We start from the raw sequence: 25,875 nt of genomic DNA, 5'->3' as shown, positions 1-25,875 counted from the left end.
TCTCCTGCTCTCATTTCAACGATTGAAAGATACTCAAAACAAAAACCTTGAATGGCACTCAAAATCGAGTTCATTCAAGGTTCTTTTCATTTCATAATTGAAACTTAACTCTTGGCAATCCCAAGCATAAATCCAGCGACGACAATCAACCCGATTCCCATGAAAACAAAGACGCGTTCTTTTGTCGTCTTCTCTTCTTTCAAGAGATAGATCCCACCAAGTGTCGCCACGACGACGTTCAATTGGGATAAGGCGAACGAAGTCGCAATCCCCACTTCTCCGCTTGAAACGAAAAGTCCGAAGTTCCCGATTCCCCAGGCGATCCCCGCCAAGATGTTTTTGAATGTGCGTGGATCGAATTTCTTGACGTCCTTTTCACGAAGACTGAACAGAAGTGCCGCGATGAACATCCCCACGGATTGTGGAAGAATCGCGGTGATCCCTTCTACTTCAAAGTAGTTCGTCAAGACGGCATACGTGACGTAACCAATACTCGAAACGAATAGGACGAGTAAACCCTTTTTCAACGCACCGGCACTGTCCTGATCTTTCTTCTGTTGGTAAGAAGTCATAGTCGCTCCGATGATAATCAAGACGAGCGCTGAAAACCCTAACCATAGCTCCGTCGATGTCTGCCAGTCCCCGAGTACGATGACCCCAAAGAGAGACGTCCCAACGAGTTGCATCCCCGTGCTGATTGGCATCGCTTTGGAGACGCTTAAGATTTGGAACGATTGGAACTGCAAATATTGACCGAGCGCCCAGAACGCCCCTGAGATAAACCCGGTCACGATGGCGAGTGTCGTGAACTCCGGTCGGAAGACGAGGGCAATCACTGTTGCCATGATCATCGCCCCGATGGTCGTTCCGATTAACTGCTGAATCGGTTTTCCTCCTACTTTCGACACGATGAGTGGAATGCTTCCCCACATGAGTGCCGGTAAGAGTGCCAAAAGAATCATTTCCATGAAGCACACCTGCTTTCTTAATATAACGTCTAACATGAAATTCCCACGTCTCCAATTTTATAAAACAAAAATCAAAAAGGGAATTGCCATGTCGAATACTACGATGATATAATGATTTCGAACGGGGCATTAGCTCAGCTGGGAGAGCGCTACGCTGGCAGCGTAGAGGTCAGGGGTTCGAGCCCCCTATGCTCCATTAATTGGTCACATCTCGAATGAGGTGTGGCTTTTTTATTGGTATGGTGCGATTCAACCTCTTTCTGAACGGGTAATGATAGTTAGACTTTTTCATATAAGGGGGAATTTTGATGGAACGTACATCTGTAGAAGAAACATTGTCGAGCGTGATCGAATGCATGCGCGCATGCAAACACTGCTTCTCAAAAAGTTTGCAAGAAGAGGATTTACACATGTTCACCGAATGCATCCGCCTGACTCGAGAATGCTCAGACATTTGTACTTTAGCTTTAAATGCCTTAGAAACAGATTCAGCCTTTTCAAAACCAATCGTTGCTTTATGCGCCCAAGTCTGTGATACGTGTGCGGTTGAATGCGGACGACATCAGCACGACCATTGTCAAGCCTGTGCCAAAGCATGTGAGCGTTGTGCGGAAGCTTGCCGAACACTTGTTGCCGCTTAAGCACGACATTCGTCTAACTTTCTGTTAGACTTTTTTTATTGCTTACGAAAGAAGGTAAACTATGAACCATACCATTCTCGCACTTGACGTGGAGACCGCTAACCGTGATAGTCGCAGCATCTGTTCTGTCGGATGGAGCATCCTTCAAAATGGTGATGTGGTCGAAACCGACCAGCGACTCGTCAATCCGGAGGAAGACTTTGATATGGGTAACATCCGCGTCCATGGCATTCGTCCGAGTGACGTGTGGGATGCACCGGCATTACCGGAAGTACTTTCCTCTCTTTACCCGATTTTACGGGAAGTGGACCTCGTCATCGCACATAACGCTTCATTTGACATGGGTGCCTTGAGAAAGGCGATTGTGAAATATGATCTATTCGATTTCCCTACAATCGAATACGGTTGCACCGTCAAACTGTCACGTAAACTGTATCCAGGACTCCCGAACCATAAGTTGAACACGATGGCAGAACACTTGAACGTGCCGTTTATTCATCATGATGCTGCGGAAGATGCTCGCGTATGCGCGCTACTTATGCGAAAAATGATGCAAAAAACCGGCATCACAAGCCCAAAAGAATTACATCGCTATACGTCCGTGAAAACAGGAACGCTCGCATATTAAACCGGTCATGAAATCATGACCGGTTATTTTTTGAAAATCCATCTCTTCTGCACATAAAAAAAGACGAAAAAGAGAAAACTATCGACGATTACTTTTAGGATGACCTCGCCTTGTCTGAGCAAGAGAAACAAGAGATAAACAAGGAGTGCTGAAACGACCATTTGAAGCACGACGAGACTAAAATATTTCGGAAGAGACCGCCGCGCCTTCGAATCGAAGACTACTTTTCGATTAACGAGATAATTGAAGAGAGAGGAAATGATTCGAGCGATGACCGTCGCGATGACGACGTGAGCCGTATCGAAGTATGGGGATAATAAATAAATAAAGAGCGCATACATCCCTACGTCGACAAGGAACGAGGCGACAGAGGATAACGAATACATCAAAAACATCCGATAAATTAAAATCGAGTCGAGAATCGGTCTAAAATGGGATGAATCATTTTCATTCTCATATACGGTCTGGATGGTCGTTTGTTGAATCGGGACCTGCAATCGTTTCGTGAACGTGAGCATATTCATCTCGAACTCATATCTATTTCCCGGAATGTCAATCAGTTGTCGCGCATATCGCATCGGGATGGCTCGAAGTCCCGTCTGCGTGTCTTTTAACTTCAGCCCGCTCCCTATCAACATCACGAGCCGTGTCGCCTGATTGCCGAATCGGCTCCGGAACGGAATCGCATCTCCGCTAAAATCTCGACATCCCATGATGAGATGATGTGGTTTATTCAACCCTTCCTCATAGACGTTGACGACATCTTGCGGCAAGTGCTGCCCGTCGGCATCGACCGTGATGACCCCCGTTTTATCCGGATATGTGTCCACCACATACCGTAACCCCGTCTTGATTGCTGCTCCCTTCCCTTGATTCTGTTCGTGCGTTAACACTTGGTCGACAAATGATGCAATCTTATCAAATGTGCCTACCGACGATTCGTCACTACCGTCATTGACCACAATGATGTTCGAAAACCCACTCGCCCTCAACTTCTCCACGAGTGTGACGAGTGCCTCATCAGGGTTATAGGCCGGAATCAAAATCGAATACGCTTGGCGTGTTTCCACTTCATGCATCTGCATCGCCACCCCTCCTTCAATTCCTCTATACCCGAAGCAATGAATTCGCAATCCCAATTAAAAAAACATCAGCCCTAAGGCTGATGCGTGAGTTCACCCGATAAAGATCAAGTAAGACGAAACAAAGTAGACAATCACAATCATAAGTGATGGAAGAACATATTTGAATGATTTAGTCACTTGCTTACGTAGAATACTGTACATAACGATAATCGATAAAATCGTGATACCAACCGAAGTGACAAGGTGAGATGATGAAACATCAGCTAAAATTGAACCATTCCGGTAAAACACATCAGACATCGCTATAATCAACATGTTGAAGATATTGCTTCCTAGAATTGAACCAAATGCTAAGTTTACATTCTTTAACTTGAGTGCCATAAAAACGGCTACTGCCTCAGGTAAGGAAGTTGTTGCGGCAATCAAGAAACTTCCAACAAAACTCGATCCGAGACCTGTGACGACTGCAATCTGGTCGCCCGTAATAGACAACGCAGTACCAGCTGCCATAATCACAATCGCAGCAATTCCGAACCCTACAATTGCATGTCGGAGTGTAATCGGGTTCTGCAATTCTGCTAGAGCATGATCATTCGAAGTGTCCGAAACTTCAAGCGTTGCTGCACTAGATACTTCTTTCGGCATCTTTCCAATCCAGTAAATCCCAATCGCATATAACACTGCGATAAGCAAGGCATCAATCCCGATACCAAGAATAGTAAAGTCAATTCGTAAAATCAGGGCAAGCATAGTAACTAAGGTCAATGCCAGTCCAAGCATCGCAGTATAGAGGTGCTCTCTGTCAGCGCCATTAAAAAGACGTTTTTGGCGGAAATATAAATCAAACATTGCTAATATAAAAATATTGAACAAGTTTGAACCAAGCATATTCCCAATGGCGATATCTGGATTATTGATTAAGACAGCTGAAACACTTGTGGTCACTTCTGGTAATGACGTAGCTCCGGCTAGTAACACCGTACCAACGATCAATCCCCCCATTTTCGACTTCGTACTCATGACGTCGGCGTACGTCGACAATTTGATGGCGGCATAGACCGTGATGGCCGCGGCCAGTAAGAAATAAACAAATACCATTTTTTCTCCTCCTTGGGTAAACAAAAAAGACCTTTTTATGGACGACAAAAACGCCCATAAAAAGGTCTTGCGGACTTGTAAAAGCTCGATGGACCGAGTGCGCACGCACTGTAATGACGACCCATCGACCACGATTGTGGTCGCTACTCCCCTTTTTATCTTCCTTTTGACTATATCATGAAGAGAACTAATTGACAATCGAGCGGCGCATGAGTGCGAGAAGCTGCTGTGGTTCGAGAGCCGTCCGATACGCGAGTTCTTGCATCCCTGCGAGTTTCTCAGGTGGCAATGGCGTGGTCAAACCTGCTTCGTGAAGTCGTTGTCGGAAGCATGAAATCTCCGCCTCATCACTCGTCTCTCGCGCAACAATCTCCCTTAACTCATATGCCGTTTGACATAGTGGTGCCGATTCTTGCAACCATTCGTCTTCGACGAAATGGGTCAGCATCGATTCAAGGAGCCTTGCCACTTTTCGATCTTTTGAATTTTTCTCGCCGTAAAACAATAGATGGAGTTCTTGTTCATACAAACCGATTAGGTCTGTCGAACTCCGAAACGGTTCAAATGTTGATAGTAATTCATGATAATACCATGATTGGTCTCGCAGCGGTCGTTTAAAACGTTGCCACACCTTCATCCCTTCCATCTCAAGATCATAACGGATGGAACGGAGATTATGTAGCTTATCCGCCACGAGAAGTGCGACTTCATCAAATTGAAGTGATTTCACCTGCTGAAGTGTCAGTCGTTTTCGTTGTTCCCACGACTCGTCACGATTTTTTTCCGAGACCGCGAGAACGAGCCTGTGCACGTCAGATCCGAATTTTGATAAGATTTCTTGTGGGTCCGTCTTCGTGTCCTCAATCAAATCATGGAGTAACCCTGCCGCCACGACCACCGGTGCTTGATGATCGGACTCAAGAAGCATGGCGACCGAGAATGGGTGTGACAAATATGGTATGGATGAACCTTTTCGGAACTGTCCTCCGTGACGAATAGACGAAAAACGTAACGCCTCTTCTACGAGCGGGTTCATGTCGCCATCCTCCTTCTTCCGGATAAAAACTCTCCTATTCATTACCCGGAATTAGGTACATATAACCTAAAAACATCCCGAATTTAGGTATATGGTCACATTATTCTTCATAAATCATTTTTTTTGTTATTCCTCCATCGACGACAAGATTATGCCCGTTCACAAAACTGTTTTGACGATCGATCAAGTATCTCACAGCGCGGACGATATCTTCTGGTTCACCGACACGTCCCGAAGGATGTTGTTCATGATCAATCTCACTTAACGACTCATCAGACGTATGAATCCATCCTGGACTGATCGCATTCACCGTCACAGGGCGGTCGCCTAATGAGACGGCAAGTGAATGGGTCAAGCCGACGATGCCTCCTTTAGATGCACCATATGCATCCCAATGCGGTTCGTTCTGGAAAGCACGTGTCGAGGCCATGTTAACGATTCTTCCATATGACTCATCTTGATTCAGTTCTAAAAAGTATTTCGCACAACTAAATGTCCCGACTAAATTGACATCGATGACTCGTTTGAACGTGTCAATCTCAAGCTCATCAATCGGCTTGACCAGCGAAGCGATTCCTCCATTGTTGATCAAAACATGGGCTCGACCAAATTCGTTGTGAATATCGTCAAAGACACGCTTAAGTTCAGACGTGTCTCCAAGGTCTACTTGATAAAAGCGTAACCCTTTAATGTCCGGGTCATCTCCAATATCTAACCCGATTACTTCATACTGATTTACGAAAGCTTGAGCAATCGCATAACCAATTCCTTGACTAGCTCCTGTTACAATCATTACGTCTTTCATCATTCATCCCTCCTAAAAGACTGTATACCCAAATCCCGATTAGTCGGACCATAGTTTTCGATTCGAAGTCGTGATCACACTCGCTCCCGCATCAAGTGCCGCTTGGACTTCCTCCTTTGTTTCAATCAGCCCACCTGCGAAAACGGGTATTCCCGTCTTCTCCTTCACACGTTGAATATACTTGGGTACAATACCTGGTAAGACTTCGATATAGTCCGGTTTTGAACGTTCAATGTGTTTGATACTTTTCTCTAATGAGGTGGAATCAATTAAAAATAGACGCTGTACAGTGACCACATCATTTTGCTTTGCTTTGACGATGACGTTTCCTTTCGTCGAGATGATACCGAACGGTTTGAACGTCTGGCAGACATACTCTGTCGCATACTCGTCCGCCTTCATACCTTGAATCAAATCCATATGAATGAACACTTTTTTTTTTTGTTTCCCCAATAATCTGAAGATGGAGTCCAATCGACTCATATGAATCTCTAATAACACCCCTAATTCGAAATCACTCGATAAAAACCGCTCCAAATCCCGCATGTCCCGTATCGCCGGTAAGATGGATTGACCATTGATCATCAACTATTCCCCCTGTCTCTTTCTCATTATGCAGATAGCCGATTTTATAAATCAAGGTTTACTCATTCAATATATCGGGAAAATAAAATCAACTTGTGTAGAGGGGGATTTGAGTATGGTCAATGAAGTAACTGTAAAAGTCGAAACACCGACTCCAGAACAACATCAAGCGTTACGCGTGAAGGCAGGGATGCCACGACGTTCTGATCGAGGTACGGTGAAGGGGCTTCAAAATACACTGTATGGTATTTGTTTATACTTAGATGATGAGATTGTCGGAATGGGACGCGTCGTCGGTGACGGCGGGATGGTATTCCATTTAGTAGATATCGTCGTAGATCCAGAATGCCAGGGACTAGGACTCGGAAAATTAATCATGGAGCATTTGATGGAATGGATCTTACAAGAAGCCGATGAGACGGCCATCATCAGCTTAATCGCAGATATTCCAGCCGATGGATTGTATCGACAGTTCGGTTTTGATTACTCACGACCTGAATCCGTCGGAATGGAGTATCAATGGAATCAAATAGAAAGCTAATTGGGGTCGTGAGAGGAGATGACGTATGGATGGGTTAAACATCATCGTGTTGCTCGGATTGGCGCTCACCCTCATCTCTGTCCTCAGTCTCCTGATTGAACGATTATTCTTCCCAAGTATTTTAGCGTTTATCGCAATTGGGGTCGGGGTCGGGTTTTTCTGGGATGGGAATGAAGTCTTTAAAGTCGCGGGAGAGATCGGAATCATTCTGTTATTTTTCCTACTCGGTCTGAAGTTTCCACTACGTGAACTTTGGAAGCGCATGCGGAAAGTATGGAAGGCGGGAATACTCGATATCATTCTGTCATTCGGGGTATCGTTTGGGATTGCTTTAGCATTTGGTCTCGATTTCCCTCGCGCCTTTTTAATCGGGGCCGTCTTATATGCGACGAGCTCCTCCATCTCTGCGAAACTGCTTGAGCGGCATTCCGAAAAACATGAAGATATTAAAGAGTTTGTGCTCGCATTACTCATCTTTGAGGATATTTTTGCCCCTCTCCTATTGACGGTTGCCCCTTTCATCATTCAAGAAGAACCGGTTGCGATGTCCGATATCGGCAAAGTGTTCGCAGGATTTCTGATATTTGGCGTACTCTTGTTCATTGGTTCGAGCTTCGTATCCAAACAACAAAAGTTTTCGAAGCACTTGTTGCGACAAGATGATGCGAGTATCGGTCTGATCGGACTCATTCTCTTTTTCGCAGGGATTGGGATGGTGTTTGGATTATCTGAGATTTTAGGAGCATTCATCGCCGGGATCATGCTCGCAGATATCCACGACGTGAGACCGCTGAAACGTTTGACCGTACCCGTCCGAGATTTATTCTTGCCGATCTTTTTCATCTCGTTCGGTATCTCGATCAACCTCGAGAAAGGTGTCATCGTGAATACGCTCTTCTTCGTCTTGATTGTGTGGGGGGTATTATCAAAATGGATTGTCGGACGTGTCGGGGGCAGAATCTATGGCTTGACGCGTGTTCAAGCCAATGAAGCCGGGTTCTCACTCGCGCCACGTGGGGAGTTCTCTATTTTATTTACCGCCCTTTCGAACGGTGCCATCAACTTGTTTGTCGGTCTCTATATTTTTGTGTCAGCCATTGTCGGAATCATTCTGTTCCGTTTCTCAGAGTACTTGGCAGAAAAAACGGAGAAAACCCTCACGAAAGTCTTACCAGACGAGAAAAAAGAAGAATAAATTGGCGGACCCATATGCTGGGTCCGCCTACTTTGTGCATTAGTCTTTTGCTAGTTTGTTGCGCCGCTTTTTACGCCATACGATATAAATGATGACGCCGATGAACAGTAGCCCATAGATTGCATAAGAATAGGCATCGAGGTATGAGAGGATATCTTGCCAATTCTCACCGACTTTCATCCCGATAAGGATGAGAATGGTATTCCATAAGGCTGTTCCAGCCGTACTGAGCAGTAGAAATTTCATGAATGGCATGTTCGACATCCCTGCTGGAATCGAGATCAAGCTTCGGACGACCGGCATCAAACGTCCAAAGAAGACCATCCATCCCCCGTAGCGATCGAACCAGGCATCCGCCTTTTTTACATCATTCAGATCAAGTCGTAACCACTTTCCATATTTCTTCGTCCATTTTTTAATCTGCTCGACATCAAACAAGAGTCCAAGACCGTATAATAATACGGCTCCTAATATGGCACCGACCGTCGATGCCACGATGACGAGCGTGATGGACAAATTCGTAATCACAGCAAAAAAACCACCAAAGAGTAAGACGACTTCAGAAGGGATCGGTGGAAACACATTCTCAATAAAAATCATGAATGCAATCCCTATGTAGCCGTACTGTTCAATCACAGAAATCATCCAGTCACTCATGTCGCTTCCTCCATTCTTCCCCTCTATACCCGTCCATTTTGATATATAATCGCAAAGACATGCTACACTCAAAGAAAGGAGCTGATTGAAATGGAAGAAACAGTACGGTGTCCTTGGTGCGGGACGGATCCATTGTACGTCCGTTACCATGACGAGGAATGGGGAAAGCCCGTTCACGATGATCAGAAGCACTTTGAATGTCTGACACTCGAAAGTGCGCAAGCAGGACTCAGTTGGATCACCATCTTAAGAAAACGTGAAAATTATCGATTGGCCTATGCGAACTTTGAGGTGCAGCAAGTTGCCAGCTTCACGGATGAGGATGTGGAAAGACTCCTCTCCGATAGCGGAATCGTGAAAAAANCACGGATGAGGATGTGGAAAGACTCCTCTCCGATAGCGGAATCGTGCGAAATCGACGAAAAATCGAGGCGTCGATCAATAATGCGAAACAGTTCATCAAACTACAGGAAGAGTTTGGCTCATTTGATTCGTACATCTGGTCATTCGTCAACGATGCACCGATCCTGAATGCATGGAATCGTCTTGAAGATGTTCCTGCTACGACGGAACTTTCTGAACGATTGAGTAAAGACCTGAAACGACGCGGCTTTAAGTTTTTAGGACCGACAACGGTCTATGCCCACCTACAAGCGACGGGTCTCGTCAATGACCATCTCACCTCTTGCACGTTCCGATAACTTAAGACCAGCTCTCAAAAATATCTTTACATTCCCCCTCTTGTTGTGACAATATTTTGACAAAGTGATACTCTATCACTGAAAGCGTTTTCATATTTTTTATCTTTCGGGGGGATGTTGATGAACGGAATTTTAGTGTCCATTGTCGTGTACATGGCACTGATGGTCTTGCTTGGGATCATCGCGTATCGGAGAACAAGCAGTATCGGAGATTACATGTTAGGTGGTCGGGCGCTTGGTCCCGGGGTCGCCGCCTTATCTGCCGGTGCATCAGACATGAGTGGATGGCTCTTAATGGGATTACCTGGTGCAATGTATGCGTCAGGGATTTCAAGTGGCTGGATTGTCATCGGGTTGACGATCGGCGCCTATTTGAACTGGTTATTGGTCGCACCAAGATTGCGCATTTATTCATATATATCGGATGATGCGATCACAATCCCAGACTTCTTTGAGAAGCGATTTAAAGACACAAAAGGTGTGTTGCGTTCATTTTCAGCTGCTGTCACGTTAATTTTTTTCTTTCTTTATGCGACAAGCGGATTCGTCGCCGGCGGTCGCCTATTCAATGCCGTCTTCGACATTGAATTTGTAACGGGAGTCGTCATTCTCGCTTCCATCATTATTCTGTACACTTTCATCGGTGGATTTTTAGCAGTAAGCTGGACAGATTTTGTTCAAGGATTGATCATGCTGTTTGCCCTTATTTTTGTACCTGCCATCGCCATTATGGCAACTGATGGTGTATCAAATGCTTTAGACACGGTACGAAATATTGATGAAGCGTTACTTGATCCGTGGACGGGGCAATCACTTATCGGAATCATTTCACTATTTGCGTGGGGGCTCGGCTATTTCGGCCAGCCACACATCATCGTCCGTTTTATGGCAATCGGAAAGCTCGAGGACATTAAGACGGCACGTCGAATCGGGATCTCATGGATGGTCTTCACCGTTGTCGGGGCGATGGCGACCGGATTATTCGGTCTCGCCTATTACACACAACAAGGCCTCACCATCGATAATCCGGAGAACGTTTTTATCAACCTATCTGACTTATTATTCCCGGATTTGGTGACTGGTGTATTATTGGCTGCTCTTCTCGCCGCCATCATGTCGACCATCTCCTCTCAATTGCTCGTCTCGTCGAGTGCCGCGACGACAGACTTTTATCAGAAGTTCTTCCGTAAAGAAGCGGGAGACCGTGAACTCGTCATGGTCGGTCGGATTACGGTCATTCTCGTATCCGTCATATCGATTATTCTTGCACTCGATGCAGACGACACCATCTTAAACCTTGTTGGTTATGCTTGGGCAGGGTTTGGTTCATCATTTGGTCCGCTCATCTTGTTCAGTCTGTTTTGGAAACGAACGACGCGTCAAGGCGCGCTTGCTGGAATGTTGACTGGAGCCTTTGTCGTCATTCTATGGAAGAACTATGCCGCTTCTCTTTTCGGAACGTTTGGGACATTGTATGAAATGATTCCAGCATTCTTCCTGTCGTCACTTGCCATTTATATTGTGAGTTTGGTGACACCGCCACCAAATGAGGTCATTCAACGTGAGTTTGACCAAATGCAAGACATGGTCAAAGAACATATCAAATAAATCTCATGACAGGTCAAAAACGACCTGTCTTTATTTATTTAGGCAGGATTTTTCTTAATTATCGACGAATTTTAGGGTTATTGTACGAATCTGTCGTGAAAAGGAGAATCGGGATGAAACCAATCAAGATCGTCTCTCGTCTTACCTTCCTGTCTAGCTTTGTTTTATTAATCGCTTGTGGTACGACTCCGGCAACGAATCAAGAAATACCAGAAGAAGTCGAAGAACCGATTGTCGAGGTACCTGAAGAAATGCCGCCTGCCGAACCGGAACCGATTGTCACGACGGCCTCCCTCTATGCAATCGGCGATATTCTTCTACATGATTCGGTATACAACGCAGCTCGTACTGATGAAGGGTATGAATTTGATTCTGCATTCGACCAGATCTCTCCAATATTGAATCGCGCCAATATTTCAATTGCCAACCAAGAGAGCATGATTGGCGGGAGTGAAATCGGACTTTCGAGCTACCCGGCATTTAACAGTCCATATGAAATTGGTGATGCCCTACAACGGGCAGGAATCGATTTGGTCACGACAGCGAATAATCATACGCTCGACCGTGGCGTCCGAGCCATTGAAAATTCAATCGACCATTGGAATGCAATCGGAATGCCTTATACAGGCTCCTTCCTATCTGATGAGGACAAAGCGAATATTCGTACGTTGACGGCTAATGATATTTCTTTTTCCTTCCTCGCATACACGTATGGAACGAATGGAGTCGTGCCGAAGCAACCCTATCATGTGAACTATATCGACCTTGCACAGATGCAACCAGAGATCGAGAAGGCGGAACAGTCGACTGACATGACGGTCGTCTCCCTCCATTTCGGTACGGAATATGAGCCGTTACCGAATAAGAGTCAAACTGAGCTCGCCCAATCTTTAGCAGACCTCGGAGTCGATATCATCATCGGTCACCACCCTCACGTGCTGCAACCTCCGACCATGCTAGAAGGAGTCAATGGCAATCAAACTTTTGTCATCTACTCGCTCGGTAATTTCCTTTCCGGACAACAAGGGGATGAGCGAAACACGGGGGGCATTATCGGGATTGATGTGGTCAAGACAATCGAAGATGATCAATCGAATTTTGAGTTGAAAAATCCGATGTTCTATCCGACTTTTGCTCAAAAATCTTCGGTCGGTCCATATGAAGTCGTCCCATTAAAAGCTGCTCGTCCTGAACTTCTTTCCCCTGTTAGCGACCATATGTCGCAATGGTTACCCCAACTCAAAATCGAACAATGACGACCACGAAATCACTCGTGGTAAAATTATTTTCAAAAAAGGGTTGCCACACGACATCTTATCCCTTACACTGAGTTGTATATTTATAAATAAAGATTAATAATTATTCACAAGGGGTGTTCATATTTTGAAACAAAAACTCGTATTGGCTTACTCAGGTGGTCTTGACACATCGGTTGCGATTAAATGGTTGGACGAACAAGGTTATGATGTCATCGCCGTCTGTTTGAACGTCGGGGAAGGGAAAGACTTAGAAAAGATTCAGCAAAAAGCGATGAAAGTTGGAGCGAAAAAATCTATCGTCATCGATGCGGTCGACGAGTTCGTCAACGAGTTCGCTCGCTATTCGATGCAGGCCCACACATTATATGAAGGCGTATACCCACTCGTTTCGGCACTATCTCGCCCCCTCATCTCGAAGAAATTGGTTGAGGTCGCACAAGCCGAAGGCGCCGTCGCTGTGGCTCACGGATGTACTGGGAAAGGAAATGACCAAGTGCGTTTTGAAGTATCCATTCATGCACTCGATCCTTCACTCGAAATCGTCGCACCGGTTCGTGAATGGAAATGGTCACGTGAGGAAGAAATCGCGTACGCGGCGAAACATCAAATCCCTATTCCAATCGTTCAAGAAGAGCCATTTTCAATCGATCAGAACATCTGGGGACGCGCCATCGAATGCGGCATTTTGGAAGATCCTTGGGCAGCACCTCCGGCAAGCGCATACGAGTTAACAGCAGCACTGGAGGATACACCGCATGAACCGACTTTTCTTGAAATTGAATTCAAGAACGGAGTTCCGGTCGCTATTGATGGGAAGAGCCAATCGTTCACTGATATCTTAAAAGAGCTCAATATCGTTGCGGGTGCCCACGGTGTCGGGAAGATTGACCACATCGAGAACCGGGTCGTCGGTATCAAATCGCGTGAGGTATATGAGGCACCTGGCGCCATGACATTGATCACTGCGCATAAAGCTCTTGAAGCTTTGACACTCGTTCGTGAAGTGGCGCATTTCAAACCAATTGTCGAGCAAAAATTGACAGAAACAATATACAACGGACTTTGGTATTCACCGCTCACAAAAGCACTTCTTGCGTTTATCGATGAGACTCAAGCGACCGTCACAGGAACGGTTCGCATGAAATTGTTTAAAGGGCAGGCCATCGTCGACGGACGGAAGTCGCCAATTTCTCTTTATGATGAGGAACTTGCGACCTATACGTCAGCCGATACGTTCGATCAACAAGCAGCTGTCGGATTCATCAAGTTATGGGGTCTGCCAACAAAAGTTCAATCAGAGGTGTTGATGGAAAAGGGAGCGTTCGTCAATGAGTAAATTATGGGGAGGCCGTTTCGAGAAGACGGCGAGCGATTGGGTCGATGCATTCGGTGCATCGATTGAATTTGATGCTCAACTCGTCCTTGAGGATTTAGAAGGTAGCATGGCTCACGTGACGATGTTAGGTGACCAGGGCATCCTCTTAAAGGAAGAAGTCACTCAAATCCTTGATGGATTACAACAAATTAAGCAAAAAGCACTCGCGGATGAATTGAAATTCGAGGTGTATCACGAAGATATCCATATGAACTTAGAAGCTCTACTTCATGAAGCGATCGGACCGGTTGCAGGGAAGATGCATACGGCACGTAGCCGAAACGATCAAGTCGCGACGGACATGCATCTTTACTTGAAAGAACGTGTGAAAGAAGTGATTCAATTGATTGAATCACTTCAGCGTGAATTGCATGCTCACGCTTCAGAAAACGTAGAGACAATCATGCCTGGCTATACGCACCTCCAACGTGCACAACCGATCTCGCTGGCCCACCACTTGCTCGCCTATTTCTGGATGCTAGAGCGTGATAAGGAGCGGTTTACGGACAGCTTGAAGCGGATTGATTGGTCTCCTCTTGGCGCAGGAGCCTTAGCCGGGACAACGTTTCCGATTGACCGTTCCCGTTCAGCTGAATTACTTGGATTCAATCGGGTTTACCCGAATAGCCTCGATGCCGTTAGCGATCGTGACTTCATACTCGAGTTTCTTTCAAATGCATCGATGCTTATGATGCACCTCTCCCGCTTCTGTGAAGAATTGATTCTTTGGGCAAGCGAAGAGTATCGCTTCATTACAGTGTCGGATACGTTTTCTACCGGTTCGAGCATGATGCCACAAAAGAAAAACCCTGACATGGCCGAACTCGTCCGTGGAAAATCGGGTCGAGTGATTGGAAACTTGATGGGCTTGTTGACGCTCATGAAAGGACTTCCACTCGCTTACAATAAAGATTTACAGGAAGATAAAGAAGGGATGTTCGATACGGTCAAGACCGTTCAAGGCTCGCTCAGTATCATGGCGGGGATGATGAATGAACTGACGTTCCACCCGGACGTCATGAAACAAGCGACCGAGCGCGATTTTTCTAATGCGACCGAACTCGCCGATTATTTGACGGCAAAAGGGTTACCGTTCCGTGAGGCGCACGAGGTGACTGGAAAACTCGTCAAATATTGCGTGGATGAGCGATTGTATTTACGCGAGCTTCCAATCACGGTATTCCAAACGTACTCTGAATTGATTCAAGAGGATGTGTATCATGCCTTGACCCCTGAAGAGGCAGTCGCACGTCGAAACAGTTACGGCGGAACAGGATTCGATGCCGTCCGTGAACAGTTGAAAGAAGCTTCGGCATGCATGAGCACGATGACCTATTCTTAATCATCTTGAACCCGTCACGTTAATCTGTGACGGGTCTATTTATTTATCCTGTTCATTCAGACGTTCAACGAAAGAAGGAAGACCTTTTTCTAGTAGAAGATCGAATACCTCCATCATCTCATCAATGGAATTTTCATTGACGTCTAGTAGATATTGCAAGACGACCCCATCGACTGCCGCAATCAGCCATGAACTGAACGCATTGTTTAGACGAGTGTTTTCTAGTCCGTACAAATGAATCAGGATTTGTTCGATTTGTTTTGTCCATTCTGCATATTTGTCTTTTAATTTCAGTTGTGCCTCCATGTTCCCCAGTAACACTTCATGAGCAAAATGATACTGCAGACGGTTCTCTGCATCTTTATGAAAGCGTTCCGCCGTATTTCGTGCAATCTCCATTTTGATACGTTCTTTTGAATAGTCATCGTCTGTCATTTCTTTGGCGATTTGAGAGGAAACAGACAAGCTCTCATTCATTAAATCGTACAATAAATCCTCTTTATTTTTGTAATGATGATAGATGGCTCCTGTCGTCATATTCGCCTCGATTGCAATCGCTCTGACTGTTGCCCCGTTCACCCCACTTCGAATAATGACCGTTCTGGCTGCATCTAGAATTTTATTTTTACCGTCCACTATTATTCTCCCCTTTCGAGTCCACTTTAGAATAACATAGCTCTACCAATGCGAGTGCTCAGGACTAAATTTTGTGAAATAATTCACATTGACTAAACAGGATTATCGACCTATACTAAAAACATAACAAACGTTATGTTTGTTAAATTCAAATGAGAAGGTGAATGGAATGAACGTTTGGCCGCATGTGATCTCGATGCCACTCTATTTAAGTTTATTATTAGGAATCATCGTTTTTTTCAGAAAGCACTATAAACTGTCCGCCTACTTTTGGCTCGCTTCGTTATTGACCATCCCATTATGGATGATGGGGAATGTCGATGGCTGGTTTCGTTGGGCTAAAATTGTAAGCGTTATCATACCGACGATTATCGTTGGTTTCTCTCGAATCGCCATTTACGAGAACAAACAAGGACGGATTTGGAACTTTTTAAAGCGTGACGAATTTTTATGGTTCTTCTATGCCATCTTGTTTTTGAATATCGCAGAAGCCACGATTAAAGATGTGACACTCGGCAATTACTTTAATGCCGCCTGTGGATTTTTACTCTGTGTGACGATTCCTTTCGCACCGACTTTTTGGAAGTTTGCGAAAGAAGGATACGCCGATCTCGTAGCCTATACGACTGGGTCATGGAATTTTATATACACGTCATGGAACGCATGTTTCGTCTATGCAGAATCTCCAACTTATTTTGCCAGCTCGCTCTGCATCTTGCTTGCGGCAGAACTGTATCCAGTCATCAAAGGACGACCAGAGCTTTACATTACCGCTCGTATTTACACGCTTGCAGCCCATTTATTGATTCGTGCATGCTATGACATTTTCCCGGAAGTCATGAACTCTTCGACATGGTTCAACTCGGAAGTATTGAAGTCATGGGGAGTAATTAATTTTGTAATCATCGTCCCTTATGTCTTCTGGCATATGTGGCAACTTCATCACAATAAGGCCATCATCAGCTTCAAGAGAGCCAAAGTATCATGATGGAATCGAATATGTGAATGTATGATTTTGATTGCTCAATAGTGAACAATTAACTGATGTAAGGAGGAGATTTGAGTGGGAATTCTATATGAACGAATCGATCTCGTCGGATGGGGAATTGGGTTATTTGTCTTGTTTAGCTTGATGGCTTTCAATGAATTCAGTCGCACGACTAAGTGGGGAGGAATAACGTTATTCTTCATTGTACCGACTATACTGACCCTTTTTGTTTGGCCGACAACCGCAGCTCCAGGGAATGAATATGGAACGGGTACTTGGTTCAACTGGGTGAAAACATATTCTGCACTCGCCGGCTGTCTCGGTTTCATGATTATTCGTTACCGCCCCTCGCTATTACGAAAGAAATGGGTCTTATTCTTTCCACCGGGGATTTTGGCACTGAACATTTTAGAAGCCTGTATCCGAGACTTTCAAGTATACTTCTATAACGTTCCCGATGGCGCTTATATCGATCACCTTTGGGTCATGTCCGGACCTTGGAATCTAATGAACGGTTTTGCCGGATTGTTGAACATCATCGCCATCTGCGGATGGATTGGAATCAATATTTCGAAAGATCAATCAAAAGATATGATTTGGCCTGATATGATTTGGCCATGGATCATCGCCTATGATTTATGGAATTTTGCTTACGTTTATAATTGTATCTCTGACCATTCGTTTTATGCAGGATTGATTCTGCTCCTTTCATGTACCATTCCTTCATTCTTTATTAAAAAAGGGGCTTGGTTACAACATCGTGCCCACACGTTGGCTTTATGGATTATGTTTGTCATGACAGTTCCCGCGTTCGCCGACCGATTAGCTCCCGTACCGTCGACACATGACCCGAGAGCCTTCTTTATCGTCAGTCTACTCTCCCTCTTATTCAACGCGGCGCTTGTCTCCTATCAATTTTATCGGATCCGTCAACGACATCTTCATCCACTCAAGGATGAACTTTATGTTGAAACGAAGGCATATCAGACAGCTTTGAGTCAAAATGGGCTGTCTTGAAATAATTCTTGCCAACCCCTTCTCAACATGTTAACTTTTATATTGTTAACGTTAACTGAAAAGGGGTTTACATATGAAGATTCAAGATATGACTCAAATCGCCTTCGGCGCGGCACTCATCGCAAGTATTGGTTTCATCGAAATACCGATTGGACCCGTTCCAATCACCCTTCAAACACTCGCCATCATGACCATCGCCGGTGTATTCGGTGCAAGGAAAGGATTTTTGGCAGTAATCGTGTATCTCTTGCTCGGCTTGATTGGACTTCCAGTACTGAGTGGTCAAGGAGGTCTCGCACCGTTTGTAGGACCAACTGTCGGTTATTTAATCGCCTTTCCGATTGCAGCACTCTTCATTGGCTGGTTCAGTGAACGCTATCGCTCCATCCCTGCATTGATTGGCTATAACTTTTTATTCGGTCTAGGGCTCGTCTACTTTCTCGGAAGTATCGGACTCGAGATCGTTCTCGGTATGTCGTTCATTGATGCGCTCAAAGTAAATATTCCATTCTTGTTTGGTGACGCTTTGAAAGCAGTACTTGCTGCCATATTAGCCGTGAAAATTTCTCAGAACGTTCAAGTCCGTCGTTCCCTCGCCTCTTAAAGGTTCGAACGTTTCACCCGTTTCCATCTGTGGAATAACTGTAGTATGGAAGGGGGTGTCCCGATGAGCGACTCGACGTTTAAAAAACGCTTAAAGAAAGCGACCCACTTTTACCAACGCTCTGACAAAGGGCAGCGTCAAGGAATCGATAAGTCGTCTCATGAGAAACGTGACACAGATGCGTTTGAGCGAAGACTCCGTGAGGCTAAAGCGAAAGTTGGCGAGATTCAAGAAAACATTGACCATATTGCTAGACGTTAAAACCCCGTCCGAAGACGGGGTTTATTTTTTGCGTGGTCGAATGAGAAGGGTGACGATGAACAGAAGCGCTAATGTGACGAGAAGTGCAAGTGATGCCGTATTCCACCCTATCAAATTCAACCCTACACTGATGGCGACCGTGATATAAAATCCACCGAGCGCTTTTTTGACGTGCTGCGAGCTGAAACGTTGTAGCTGTTTCGCCCCAAATGGTGATCCAATCATGGCACCCGCAATCAGAGCAAGACCGTGCAGATAATTCGTTTCAGCACCCGCCACCGCGTAACTTATGACACCGGATACGACGATGAGAAGCGCTGCCGTAATACTCGTTCCGACCGCACGCTTCATCTCTGTGTTCAACAACTTGACCTGAAGAGGAGTCAAGACGAATCCACCGCTTACTCCCATCAACGAGGAGATGAACCCCGCGAACACACCGATGATCCCAAGGCGTGGTACAGAGTCCGTTCCGACGCTTCCTTCCACATGCTGTTTCGAACGAAAGAAAGAAACCGCAAAATATGTGAGTAATGCGATATAGACGAGTGAGATGATCAGTGTCGCCCCATCGACTCCTTCTAAATAAAAGACAAGCGGTGTGGCAATCCAGGTCCCGACAATCCCGAACACACCGATCCATAAGGCGTGCGACACGTTCACGTTACGCAAACGGATATGCGAGATCGTTCCTGCCGTCGTTGATCCAAGCGTCAACATCAGGCTAAGGGCAATCGCCGCACTCGCTTCATACCCGAAGACAAGGAGAAGTGGTGTCAGTAAGATTCCACCACCAATTCCAAAGAATCCACTCAAGATTCCGATTAACGTTCCTAAAAGGAGAAACTGTAATACTTGTAAAACGTCCATGTTGTACCCTTCCTTCATTGGTCTCGTCTGCAATCATATCAAAAAGGGGCGTCGAATGCGCCCCTTTGCTTACAATGACCGTTCTAGAAACTCGAATATTTGTTGACGATATTCATTCTGGAATGACTGGTACGATCCGACATGACCTTCGTTATCAGTCACCCAAAGTTCGACGCGTTCTTGTGCTTCAGCCAATTTTTCACTTTCAGAAACAGGAATCGCATCATCGCCTTTACTGTGGATCAATAAGATAGGAGCCTCAATCAACTTGATATCCTGAATAGGAGATACGACATCGGCATCGAGACCGGTGAACCAAGGGGTCACAGTCATGATGACGGGCGTGAACGGAACGTTCGGCAAGTCACTCCATACCGGAAGATTTGTCTCGAGATAATTTCGTAAATCACTAAACGGACTGTCGGCGATGACTGCAGCAACTTCGACATCATCAGCTGTAGAGAGTGCTGTCGCCGCTCCCATTGAAATCCCATATAAGACAACCGGTCCTTCTGAACGACCTTTCGCATATTGGATGGCCGCTTTTAAATCGGATTGTTCTTTAGCGCCGACCGTGACTCGGTCACCCTCTGATATCCCTGAACCGCGAAAATCGAACGTTAAAAATTGGTATCCTTGTTCATGAAATTCTGGAATCAACTCTTTCAACGGTAAATCTTCCTGTTCACGGTTCTTCCCATATCCGTGGGCAAAGACGATGGTCGCACGCGGCGTAGGATGAGGAATCCACCATCCGTATAAGTCATATCCTTCCTCCGATTCGATTGTCACATTCTCGTACTTCAAACCAAGTGATTTCGGGGTGTATGTCAATGTTTCCCGCTCCGGTGACGTCAACTGGTCCCCAATATGAGCCGAGATTCCTCCGATAGCCAAACCGGCAACGAGTAAAATGATGAGTACCGCAATACTCAATAGTTTCATCCAACGATTCATCCGTAACTTCCCCTCGATTCTATTTACTCTATCTCAACCAGCTACGAAGCGCGATGAGCGCATGTTGGACTGGTTCCCATGTGCTAGACGGAATGAGATAACATGTCGCTTCATGGATAGAAAATGTTCGCACATCCTTTTGTTTGACGATGTTCTCGCCGATTGCGCCAAACGGATCGCTGTTCACATCGACATGTTCAAATGTACGCCACTTTCGCTCCCCTCGTTCTATAACAGCACAACCGAATGATTTGGTCGGACCGTCAATTCCGTACTCGGCATAATGCCAGAGTGTCGTCGCATCGAGCGGAGACCCAAGGTGAAGGATTCGTGCGTTTCGCTCAATCATTCGCTCGATAGGTGAACCTGGACCGAACCCGACATCGATAGTATGACCGGACACGATGGCTTCAGCCCCATCGCCCCAGGCGGCAACAGACCACATCGGATGGGAACTACGATATACGTGCGGATAGCTTCGGAACAGTTCCGGCACACGTCCCATGCCACGTGTCGCTGTTTTATCAGCTTCGTACGGAGGCATCTCCGCGCGAATCGTCTGCCACCATTCCACGGGGACAGGTGGCGCTTCCCATTCAGCTGGGTCTGAATTGTCTCCGGTCTGGGTCGCCATCATAATCAACCCAGATGGACCGACCACTTCCTGAATCGCTTCAATGACGGTCTGCGCCCCTCCACATACCCAACCGAGTTTTGAGAGCGACGAATGGACAAACAACGCCTCTCCCGAGCGAACGCCGGCTTCTTTTAACTTTTCGATGAGACTCGACTTCGTCACCATCTTTTTCACAACCATCACTCCACAATCAGCTGGATCGACGACCCGCTTCTAGATTTTTTCACTTCAATCCGTGCATCGACACGGTCTTTCAATTCTTGGACATGACTGATGACGCCGACGAGCCGACCGGTCGCCTGTAAAGACATCAATAATTCAATCGCCTGGTCTAGAGATTCGGCATCGAGCGTACCGAATCCTTCATCGATGAGCATCGTTTCAAGACTGATGCCCCCACTCAGCTGTTGGACCACCTCCGCAAGTCCAAGAGCGAGTGACAACGACGCCTTAAACCCTTCACCGCCAGATAAATTTTGTACACGACGCGATTGTCCGGTATAGGCATCAAAGACGAGAAGCTCAAGACCAGATTTGGCATTCCCTTTCGCCGTCTCGACTTTCCGCTCAAGCCGGAACTGACCGCTCGTCATCTGATCCAAATGAATGTTGGCCGCATGAAAAATCTGATCAAAAAAGGCGGTTTGAACATATGTCTCAAACGTCATTTTCTGTGGGTTGATTCCCTTCCCCGTATCCGCAATCAATTTGATCGTCTCTAATTTCTGCTCTTCTTGCGCCGTCTGTTCGCGAAGGGTATTCCATTCCGAGATGACGTGTCTATGTCGAGACAAGGCATCTTGGGCTGTGATCAGCTGTTTCGACGCCTGCTCACTGCATTCAGCCACTTCCTTCACTTTCATCTCCATCTCATGCAGGTCTGGTCGCTCCTGATTCTTCAGTTTTTCTTCAATCATCTGTTTATGGTGTCGGAGTCGAACACCTTCTTCCTCCTCACGTTGCAACTGTTCACGAATCATTGTCCGCTTGTCGATTTGATTGGCGTATGATTCATAGCGTTCACGCGTCAGATGTGATGCTTCTAGTTGATTGACCCAAATGGTCTGCTGGTCATCATACTGCTTCGATGCTTCAGTCAACTGTTCACGGATCAATGACAGTCGTTCTTCCTCTTTCCAAAGTGCTTTTTTCACCGTCTCAAACTCAAGGTCGTACGCTTCGACTTGTTTCATCAACATCGAGATGCGGTGCTCAAGGTCGGCTCGCTCGCGCTGCAACGCATCGAATGTCGTTTCTTCACTTTGACCGAGTGCATACAGACTTTGTTGCGTCATTTCAAGTTCGGATACGACACGCTCCCGCTCTTCGAACTGTTGACGTCGCTCTTGCTCTAACTGTCGGATTTCTGCTGACAGTTGGCGAAGTGTCCGTTCGTTCTCTTGACGCATTCGTTCTTCCCGTTGCAATAGCTCTGCACGTGTTCGCCACTTATTGAGTTCTTCTGTGACATCGCCATTGAATTGAATGTCTTTGGAAGCTTGATCTAGTTCTTGTCGGACTGCTTCAAGTTGTTGATGAAGCGAACGATAATCCGCCCTCGCTTCGATTAAGCGTGTGGACAAATCATCAAGACGTGCCACGGCCGCATCCCGCTCCGCGATGTTCGTAACGGTTTCTTCGTGTTGTGGGATATCATGATGACGAGAACCGCATACCGGGCATGGCTCACCGTCTACAAGCGTCTCGCTCAGTTGTTTCGCTAGTATTAATTGTTCTTGCTGTGTAAACGTGGTGACCACTTCTTGTTGGGTCACGTACTGTCGTTGAACGTCTTTGCCCGTTCGTTCACATTCGTCGAGTTGTTTCGATAACTCACGTGCCTTTGTTTCAAGAGATGCCAGATGCACCAATCGGTCGACATGACGCTCGGCGTCGACTGCTCGTTCGCTAGGTTCAGACTTTATGCTGTCGACCAATCGCCGTTCTCTTTCTTGAAGTTCTTGTAACCGAACTTCTTTTGAAAACATGGCCAATTCTTTTGCACGATTCATCAATCGGTCACGAAGGGTCACGAGTGTGGCGCGCTCCTGGATTCTTGGCATCATCTCATCGACGATCCGAAGTCGCTCCTTAAGAGAGATGACTTCTTCTTTGTCCGTTTCAATCGTTGATTGTTGCTTCATTAACTTTGATTGAGAGGATTGCAAGTGCTCTAATTTCGTCGAGGAGGTCTGTTCTTCCATCGTCAATCGACGCACGAGTTGCTCTAACTCCTGTAACCGTTCAAAGACTGGACGAATGTTTGCCGCCACCTCTAAATTTGTTAGCAGTTCACGTGTCTCATTTCGAATCGATTCACCGTTTAAAAAGATTGCAAGTGCTCGATCGGTTTCTTCTCGCTCCTTGAACAGCGTGACGAGTGATTTTGCTTTCTCAAGCGCTTCTCTTGCCTCTTCCAGTGCTGTCGCATACAGTTGTTTCTGGGTTTTGGCCGTATCACATGTTGTCATCAGATATTCTTCACGCTCGTCAAGCCAACGTTGAATCTCCTCGATGGACTGGGTCGACACCTCTTCGATTGCTTCATCTTCGAGCTCTAATAACTTGAGTCGCGTCCGCTCGACCGACCATTCCACTTGTTTTCGATACGCGCTATAGCGTTCACCCCACTTCTCCTGAAACGTACGATATGCCTCAGTTTTGAAAATGGATTGGAGGATTTGTTGTTTTTCATTCGAGTTCGAGTCGAGTAATTGTCTAAATTGGTTTTGAGGGAGCAACAAGATTTGACTGAACTGTTCATACGATAATTGTAAAATCGATTCGATTCGTTCTTGTACCTCGTTCACCTTCGTCGCCAGCGGCTTCCAACCGTCCTCCCATTCATAGAGGATGGCCTCGTGCGGAATTGGCGTCTTATTTTTGGATGAGGTTGTTGCGGCTGTCTTACGATCCGATAGCGGTCACCTCGAATCGTGAACGAAAAATCTACTTCCGTCTTCAACTCGGGTTGTGCATACTGGCTTCTGAAGTCACTAGCATTTCGAAGCGACCCACTCGCCCGGCCATAAAGGGCGAACGTCATCGCATCAAAAATGGTCGTCTTCCCGGCGCCCGTCCGACCGCTGACGACAAACATCGAGCGACCAACCAACTGGGTGAAGTCAATCGTTTCACGTTCTGCATACGGTCCAAATGCTTGAATCATCAATTCAACCGGTCTCATTAGACATCACCTTCTTCTATCATTTGCTTCACGGCATCTGAGGCAGCGCGATCATGAACGGCCTCAAAAAATTGGAGATATACCTCTTCTACTGACTGTCTTTCGAGCGTCTCGCGTTCAAACGTGGATGTCTGCTCCTGGCGACGTAACAGTTCCAATTCAAGATGAAGGATATTCGGATAGACAGTCCGAAGTTTCGCCATCGGATCATGAAGCGCCGTATCATCGGTCAATACAATTTTAAGGTAATCATCTGTCTTTTGTTGCTGATAATAAGTTGGGGCAAGGAGTTCGTTCAATGTTCCGGTGAGTTGTCGCATATCCCGCTCTGGTGTCAAGGCACGGCGACGACGTGTCCATTGACCGTTCCATTCCAGAACGTCGACGGATTTTTCATGATTGACCTCGGAAAACGAATATTTCATGAGCGACCCACTATATGCAATTCTTTCTGATTGAATCGCATCACGATTATGTAAATGACCTAAAGCCGTATACGAAAAAGGCTCATATAACCCTTTGGCGACCTGTCCTGCCGTGCCAACAGATAGTTGACGTTCTGAATCCGTCTCCAGTCCTCCCGCTACAAAACTGTGGCCAATCGTCACGGCATTTTTTTCGATCATACCGAAAGCTTCAATGACCGCCTCCAGTGCATCATGATGCGTTCGAATCGAGTCGATACCGAGGATATGCCGTACACGAGCCGGCTCAAGGAATGGAATCGGATAAAATGGGACTCCTGCTACATCAAGGGGACCAGATGTCGGGTCTAGCTTCCCGACGATGTGAAGTCCTACTTGTCTCAATAACTTCGAACTATATTCGAGACGTTCTGCCGAATCATGGTTTCCTGCGATGGCTACGACTGGGATTCCGCGGTTCAAGACGAGCTCTCGCCACATCTCATCGAGTAAATCGACCGCCTCGACGGGAGGGACGGCTCGGTCATATAAATCCCCTGCGATGATGACCGCATCGGGTCGTTCCTCATCTACGATTTGTAAAAAAGAATGGAATAAGATATTCCGTTGATCTTCTGTCATATGTCGACCATGGACGATCTTACCTAGATGCCAATCGGCCGTGTGAATCCATTTCATCACGTATCACCTCTCTTTCCTATTCTAGCATGAGTCATTCGTATGATTCGACGTCTTGACACCCGTTTTTGAAACAGCGAAAGTAAGAGGA

Annotated in this window: 26 protein-coding genes, 1 tRNA gene and 1 pseudogene; 14 read left to right on the top strand and 14 right to left on the bottom strand. The window is 46.1% G+C overall.

Going from position 1 to position 25,875, the window contains the following annotated elements; all coding sequences use genetic code 11:
• Positions 1 to 104: 104 nt before the first annotated feature.
• The gene (locus BBB58_RS09065; RefSeq protein ID WP_074036927.1) at positions 105 to 968 is read right to left on the bottom strand and encodes a GRP family sugar transporter; all 864 of its coding nucleotides are present in this window, start codon (positions 966 to 968) and stop codon (positions 105 to 107) included.
• A 123-nt stretch (positions 969 to 1,091) separates the two neighbouring features.
• On the opposite strand from BBB58_RS09065, the gene BBB58_RS09060 reads away from it, so the two are divergent.
• The 3 genes from BBB58_RS09060 to BBB58_RS09050 all read left to right on the top strand — a co-directional run bounded on the left by BBB58_RS09060 (position 1,092) and on the right by BBB58_RS09050 (position 2,237).
• A tRNA-Ala gene (locus tag BBB58_RS09060) sits at positions 1,092 to 1,164 on the top strand.
• Positions 1,165 to 1,276: 112 nt separating this feature from the next.
• Positions 1,277 to 1,609, top strand: coding sequence for a four-helix bundle copper-binding protein (locus BBB58_RS09055; RefSeq protein ID WP_074036926.1), 333 nt, complete (start codon positions 1,277 to 1,279; stop codon positions 1,607 to 1,609).
• 61 nt (positions 1,610 to 1,670) lie between these two features.
• Positions 1,671 to 2,237 (top strand): 3'-5' exonuclease, encoded by a 567-nt coding sequence (locus BBB58_RS09050; RefSeq protein WP_074036924.1) that lies wholly within the window; start codon positions 1,671 to 1,673, stop codon positions 2,235 to 2,237.
• A 23-nt stretch (positions 2,238 to 2,260) separates the two neighbouring features.
• On the opposite strand, the gene BBB58_RS09045 is transcribed toward BBB58_RS09050, so the two are convergent.
• The 5 genes from BBB58_RS09045 to BBB58_RS09025 all read right to left on the bottom strand — a co-directional run bounded on the left by BBB58_RS09045 (position 2,261) and on the right by BBB58_RS09025 (position 6,846).
• On the bottom strand, positions 2,261 to 3,322 hold the full coding sequence (locus tag BBB58_RS09045) for a bifunctional glycosyltransferase family 2/GtrA family protein (RefSeq protein WP_074036922.1): 1,062 nt from the start codon (positions 3,320 to 3,322) through the stop codon (positions 2,261 to 2,263).
• 90 nt (positions 3,323 to 3,412) lie between these two features.
• Positions 3,413 to 4,420 carry a sodium:calcium antiporter gene (locus BBB58_RS09040; protein WP_074036920.1) on the bottom strand — a complete coding sequence of 336 codons (1,008 nt, stop codon included), beginning with the start codon at positions 4,418 to 4,420 and terminating at the stop codon, positions 3,413 to 3,415.
• 187 nt (positions 4,421 to 4,607) lie between these two features.
• Positions 4,608 to 5,456 carry an HD domain-containing protein gene (locus tag BBB58_RS09035; RefSeq protein WP_074036918.1) on the bottom strand — a complete coding sequence of 283 codons (849 nt, stop codon included), beginning with the start codon at positions 5,454 to 5,456 and terminating at the stop codon, positions 4,608 to 4,610.
• A gap of 100 nt (positions 5,457 to 5,556) precedes the next feature.
• Positions 5,557 to 6,261 carry an SDR family NAD(P)-dependent oxidoreductase gene (locus tag BBB58_RS09030; protein WP_074036917.1) on the bottom strand — a complete coding sequence of 235 codons (705 nt, stop codon included), beginning with the start codon at positions 6,259 to 6,261 and terminating at the stop codon, positions 5,557 to 5,559.
• 39 nt (positions 6,262 to 6,300) lie between these two features.
• The gene (locus tag BBB58_RS09025; RefSeq protein ID WP_074036916.1) at positions 6,301 to 6,846 is read right to left on the bottom strand and encodes a glycerol-3-phosphate responsive antiterminator; all 546 of its coding nucleotides are present in this window, start codon (positions 6,844 to 6,846) and stop codon (positions 6,301 to 6,303) included.
• Between the two features lie 115 nt (positions 6,847 to 6,961).
• On the opposite strand from BBB58_RS09025, the gene BBB58_RS09020 reads away from it, so the two are divergent.
• Complete coding sequence (locus tag BBB58_RS09020; RefSeq protein ID WP_074036915.1) at positions 6,962 to 7,387, top strand: GNAT family N-acetyltransferase; 426 nt, start codon at positions 6,962 to 6,964, stop codon at positions 7,385 to 7,387.
• Between the two features lie 25 nt (positions 7,388 to 7,412).
• On the top strand, positions 7,413 to 8,582 hold the full coding sequence (locus BBB58_RS09015) for a cation:proton antiporter (RefSeq protein ID WP_074036914.1): 1,170 nt from the start codon (positions 7,413 to 7,415) through the stop codon (positions 8,580 to 8,582).
• Between the two features lie 39 nt (positions 8,583 to 8,621).
• Here the strand turns inward: BBB58_RS09015 and BBB58_RS09010 are convergent, their stop codons facing one another.
• A complete protein-coding gene (locus tag BBB58_RS09010) occupies positions 8,622 to 9,239 on the bottom strand; it encodes a DedA family protein (protein WP_074036912.1) in 618 nt (205 codons plus the stop codon).
• A 90-nt stretch (positions 9,240 to 9,329) separates the two neighbouring features.
• Between BBB58_RS09010 and BBB58_RS09005 the strand changes: the two are divergent.
• The 5 genes and pseudogenes from BBB58_RS09005 to argH all read left to right on the top strand — a co-directional run bounded on the left by BBB58_RS09005 (position 9,330) and on the right by argH (position 15,524).
• Positions 9,330 to 9,940: pseudogene (locus BBB58_RS09005) on the top strand (DNA-3-methyladenine glycosylase I).
• 120 nt (positions 9,941 to 10,060) lie between these two features.
• Positions 10,061 to 11,548, top strand: coding sequence for a sodium/proline symporter PutP (gene putP / locus BBB58_RS09000; protein WP_074036910.1), 1,488 nt, complete (start codon positions 10,061 to 10,063; stop codon positions 11,546 to 11,548).
• A 113-nt stretch (positions 11,549 to 11,661) separates the two neighbouring features.
• Positions 11,662 to 12,804, top strand: a complete 1,143-nt coding sequence (locus BBB58_RS08995) for a CapA family protein (RefSeq protein ID WP_074036908.1) — start codon at positions 11,662 to 11,664, stop codon at positions 12,802 to 12,804.
• Between the two features lie 124 nt (positions 12,805 to 12,928).
• A complete protein-coding gene (locus BBB58_RS08990) occupies positions 12,929 to 14,143 on the top strand; it encodes an argininosuccinate synthase (RefSeq protein WP_031423543.1) in 1,215 nt (404 codons plus the stop codon).
• Complete coding sequence (gene argH, locus BBB58_RS08985; RefSeq protein WP_074036907.1) at positions 14,136 to 15,524, top strand: argininosuccinate lyase; 1,389 nt, start codon at positions 14,136 to 14,138, stop codon at positions 15,522 to 15,524. The genes BBB58_RS08990 and argH overlap by 8 nt, the downstream gene beginning before the upstream one ends.
• A gap of 39 nt (positions 15,525 to 15,563) precedes the next feature.
• On the opposite strand, the gene BBB58_RS08980 is transcribed toward argH, so the two are convergent.
• Complete coding sequence (locus BBB58_RS08980; protein ID WP_074036906.1) at positions 15,564 to 16,160, bottom strand: TetR/AcrR family transcriptional regulator; 597 nt, start codon at positions 16,158 to 16,160, stop codon at positions 15,564 to 15,566.
• Between the two features lie 169 nt (positions 16,161 to 16,329).
• On the opposite strand from BBB58_RS08980, the gene BBB58_RS08975 reads away from it, so the two are divergent.
• From BBB58_RS08975 to BBB58_RS08960, 4 genes are all read left to right on the top strand, one after another.
• On the top strand, positions 16,330 to 17,148 hold the full coding sequence (locus tag BBB58_RS08975; RefSeq protein WP_074036904.1) for a hypothetical protein: 819 nt from the start codon (positions 16,330 to 16,332) through the stop codon (positions 17,146 to 17,148).
• Positions 17,149 to 17,223: 75 nt separating this feature from the next.
• Complete coding sequence (locus BBB58_RS08970) at positions 17,224 to 18,165, top strand: DUF5692 family protein (protein WP_047795258.1); 942 nt, start codon at positions 17,224 to 17,226, stop codon at positions 18,163 to 18,165.
• Positions 18,166 to 18,238: 73 nt separating this feature from the next.
• The gene (locus BBB58_RS08965) at positions 18,239 to 18,769 is read left to right on the top strand and encodes a biotin transporter BioY (protein WP_047795257.1); all 531 of its coding nucleotides are present in this window, start codon (positions 18,239 to 18,241) and stop codon (positions 18,767 to 18,769) included.
• A 63-nt stretch (positions 18,770 to 18,832) separates the two neighbouring features.
• Entirely contained in the window at positions 18,833 to 19,030 is a 198-nt protein-coding gene (locus tag BBB58_RS08960) for a hypothetical protein (RefSeq protein WP_074036902.1), read from the top strand.
• Between the two features lie 21 nt (positions 19,031 to 19,051).
• Here BBB58_RS08960 and BBB58_RS08955 read toward each other — a convergent pair whose 3' ends face one another.
• The 6 genes from BBB58_RS08955 to BBB58_RS08935 all read right to left on the bottom strand — a co-directional run bounded on the left by BBB58_RS08955 (position 19,052) and on the right by BBB58_RS08935 (position 25,784).
• Positions 19,052 to 19,900 carry a sulfite exporter TauE/SafE family protein gene (locus tag BBB58_RS08955; protein ID WP_074036900.1) on the bottom strand — a complete coding sequence of 283 codons (849 nt, stop codon included), beginning with the start codon at positions 19,898 to 19,900 and terminating at the stop codon, positions 19,052 to 19,054.
• A 69-nt stretch (positions 19,901 to 19,969) separates the two neighbouring features.
• Positions 19,970 to 20,857 (bottom strand): alpha/beta hydrolase, encoded by an 888-nt coding sequence (locus tag BBB58_RS08950; RefSeq protein ID WP_047795254.1) that lies wholly within the window; start codon positions 20,855 to 20,857, stop codon positions 19,970 to 19,972.
• A 28-nt stretch (positions 20,858 to 20,885) separates the two neighbouring features.
• Positions 20,886 to 21,674 carry an AAC(3) family N-acetyltransferase gene (locus BBB58_RS08945; protein ID WP_047795253.1) on the bottom strand — a complete coding sequence of 263 codons (789 nt, stop codon included), beginning with the start codon at positions 21,672 to 21,674 and terminating at the stop codon, positions 20,886 to 20,888.
• Positions 21,674 to 24,304: an SbcC/MukB-like Walker B domain-containing protein gene (locus BBB58_RS08940; RefSeq protein ID WP_244150718.1), complete on the bottom strand. Its 2,631-nt coding sequence runs from the start codon at positions 24,302 to 24,304 to the stop codon at positions 21,674 to 21,676. The genes BBB58_RS08945 and BBB58_RS08940 overlap by 1 nt, the downstream gene beginning before the upstream one ends.
• Positions 24,301 to 24,681 carry an AAA family ATPase gene (locus BBB58_RS15415; RefSeq protein WP_244150717.1) on the bottom strand — a complete coding sequence of 127 codons (381 nt, stop codon included), beginning with the start codon at positions 24,679 to 24,681 and terminating at the stop codon, positions 24,301 to 24,303. The genes BBB58_RS08940 and BBB58_RS15415 overlap by 4 nt, the downstream gene beginning before the upstream one ends.
• A complete protein-coding gene (locus BBB58_RS08935) occupies positions 24,681 to 25,784 on the bottom strand; it encodes an exonuclease SbcCD subunit D (RefSeq protein ID WP_074036898.1) in 1,104 nt (367 codons plus the stop codon). Before BBB58_RS08935 ends, BBB58_RS15415 begins: the two co-directional genes overlap by 1 nt.
• Between the last annotated feature and the right edge of the window lie 91 nt (positions 25,785 to 25,875).

The organism is Exiguobacterium profundum (assembly GCF_001909285.1).
GTDB classification, from domain to species: Bacteria; Bacillota; Bacilli; order Exiguobacteriales; family Exiguobacteriaceae; genus Exiguobacterium; species Exiguobacterium profundum.
This window is presented reverse-complemented; position numbering and strand designations above follow the sequence as displayed.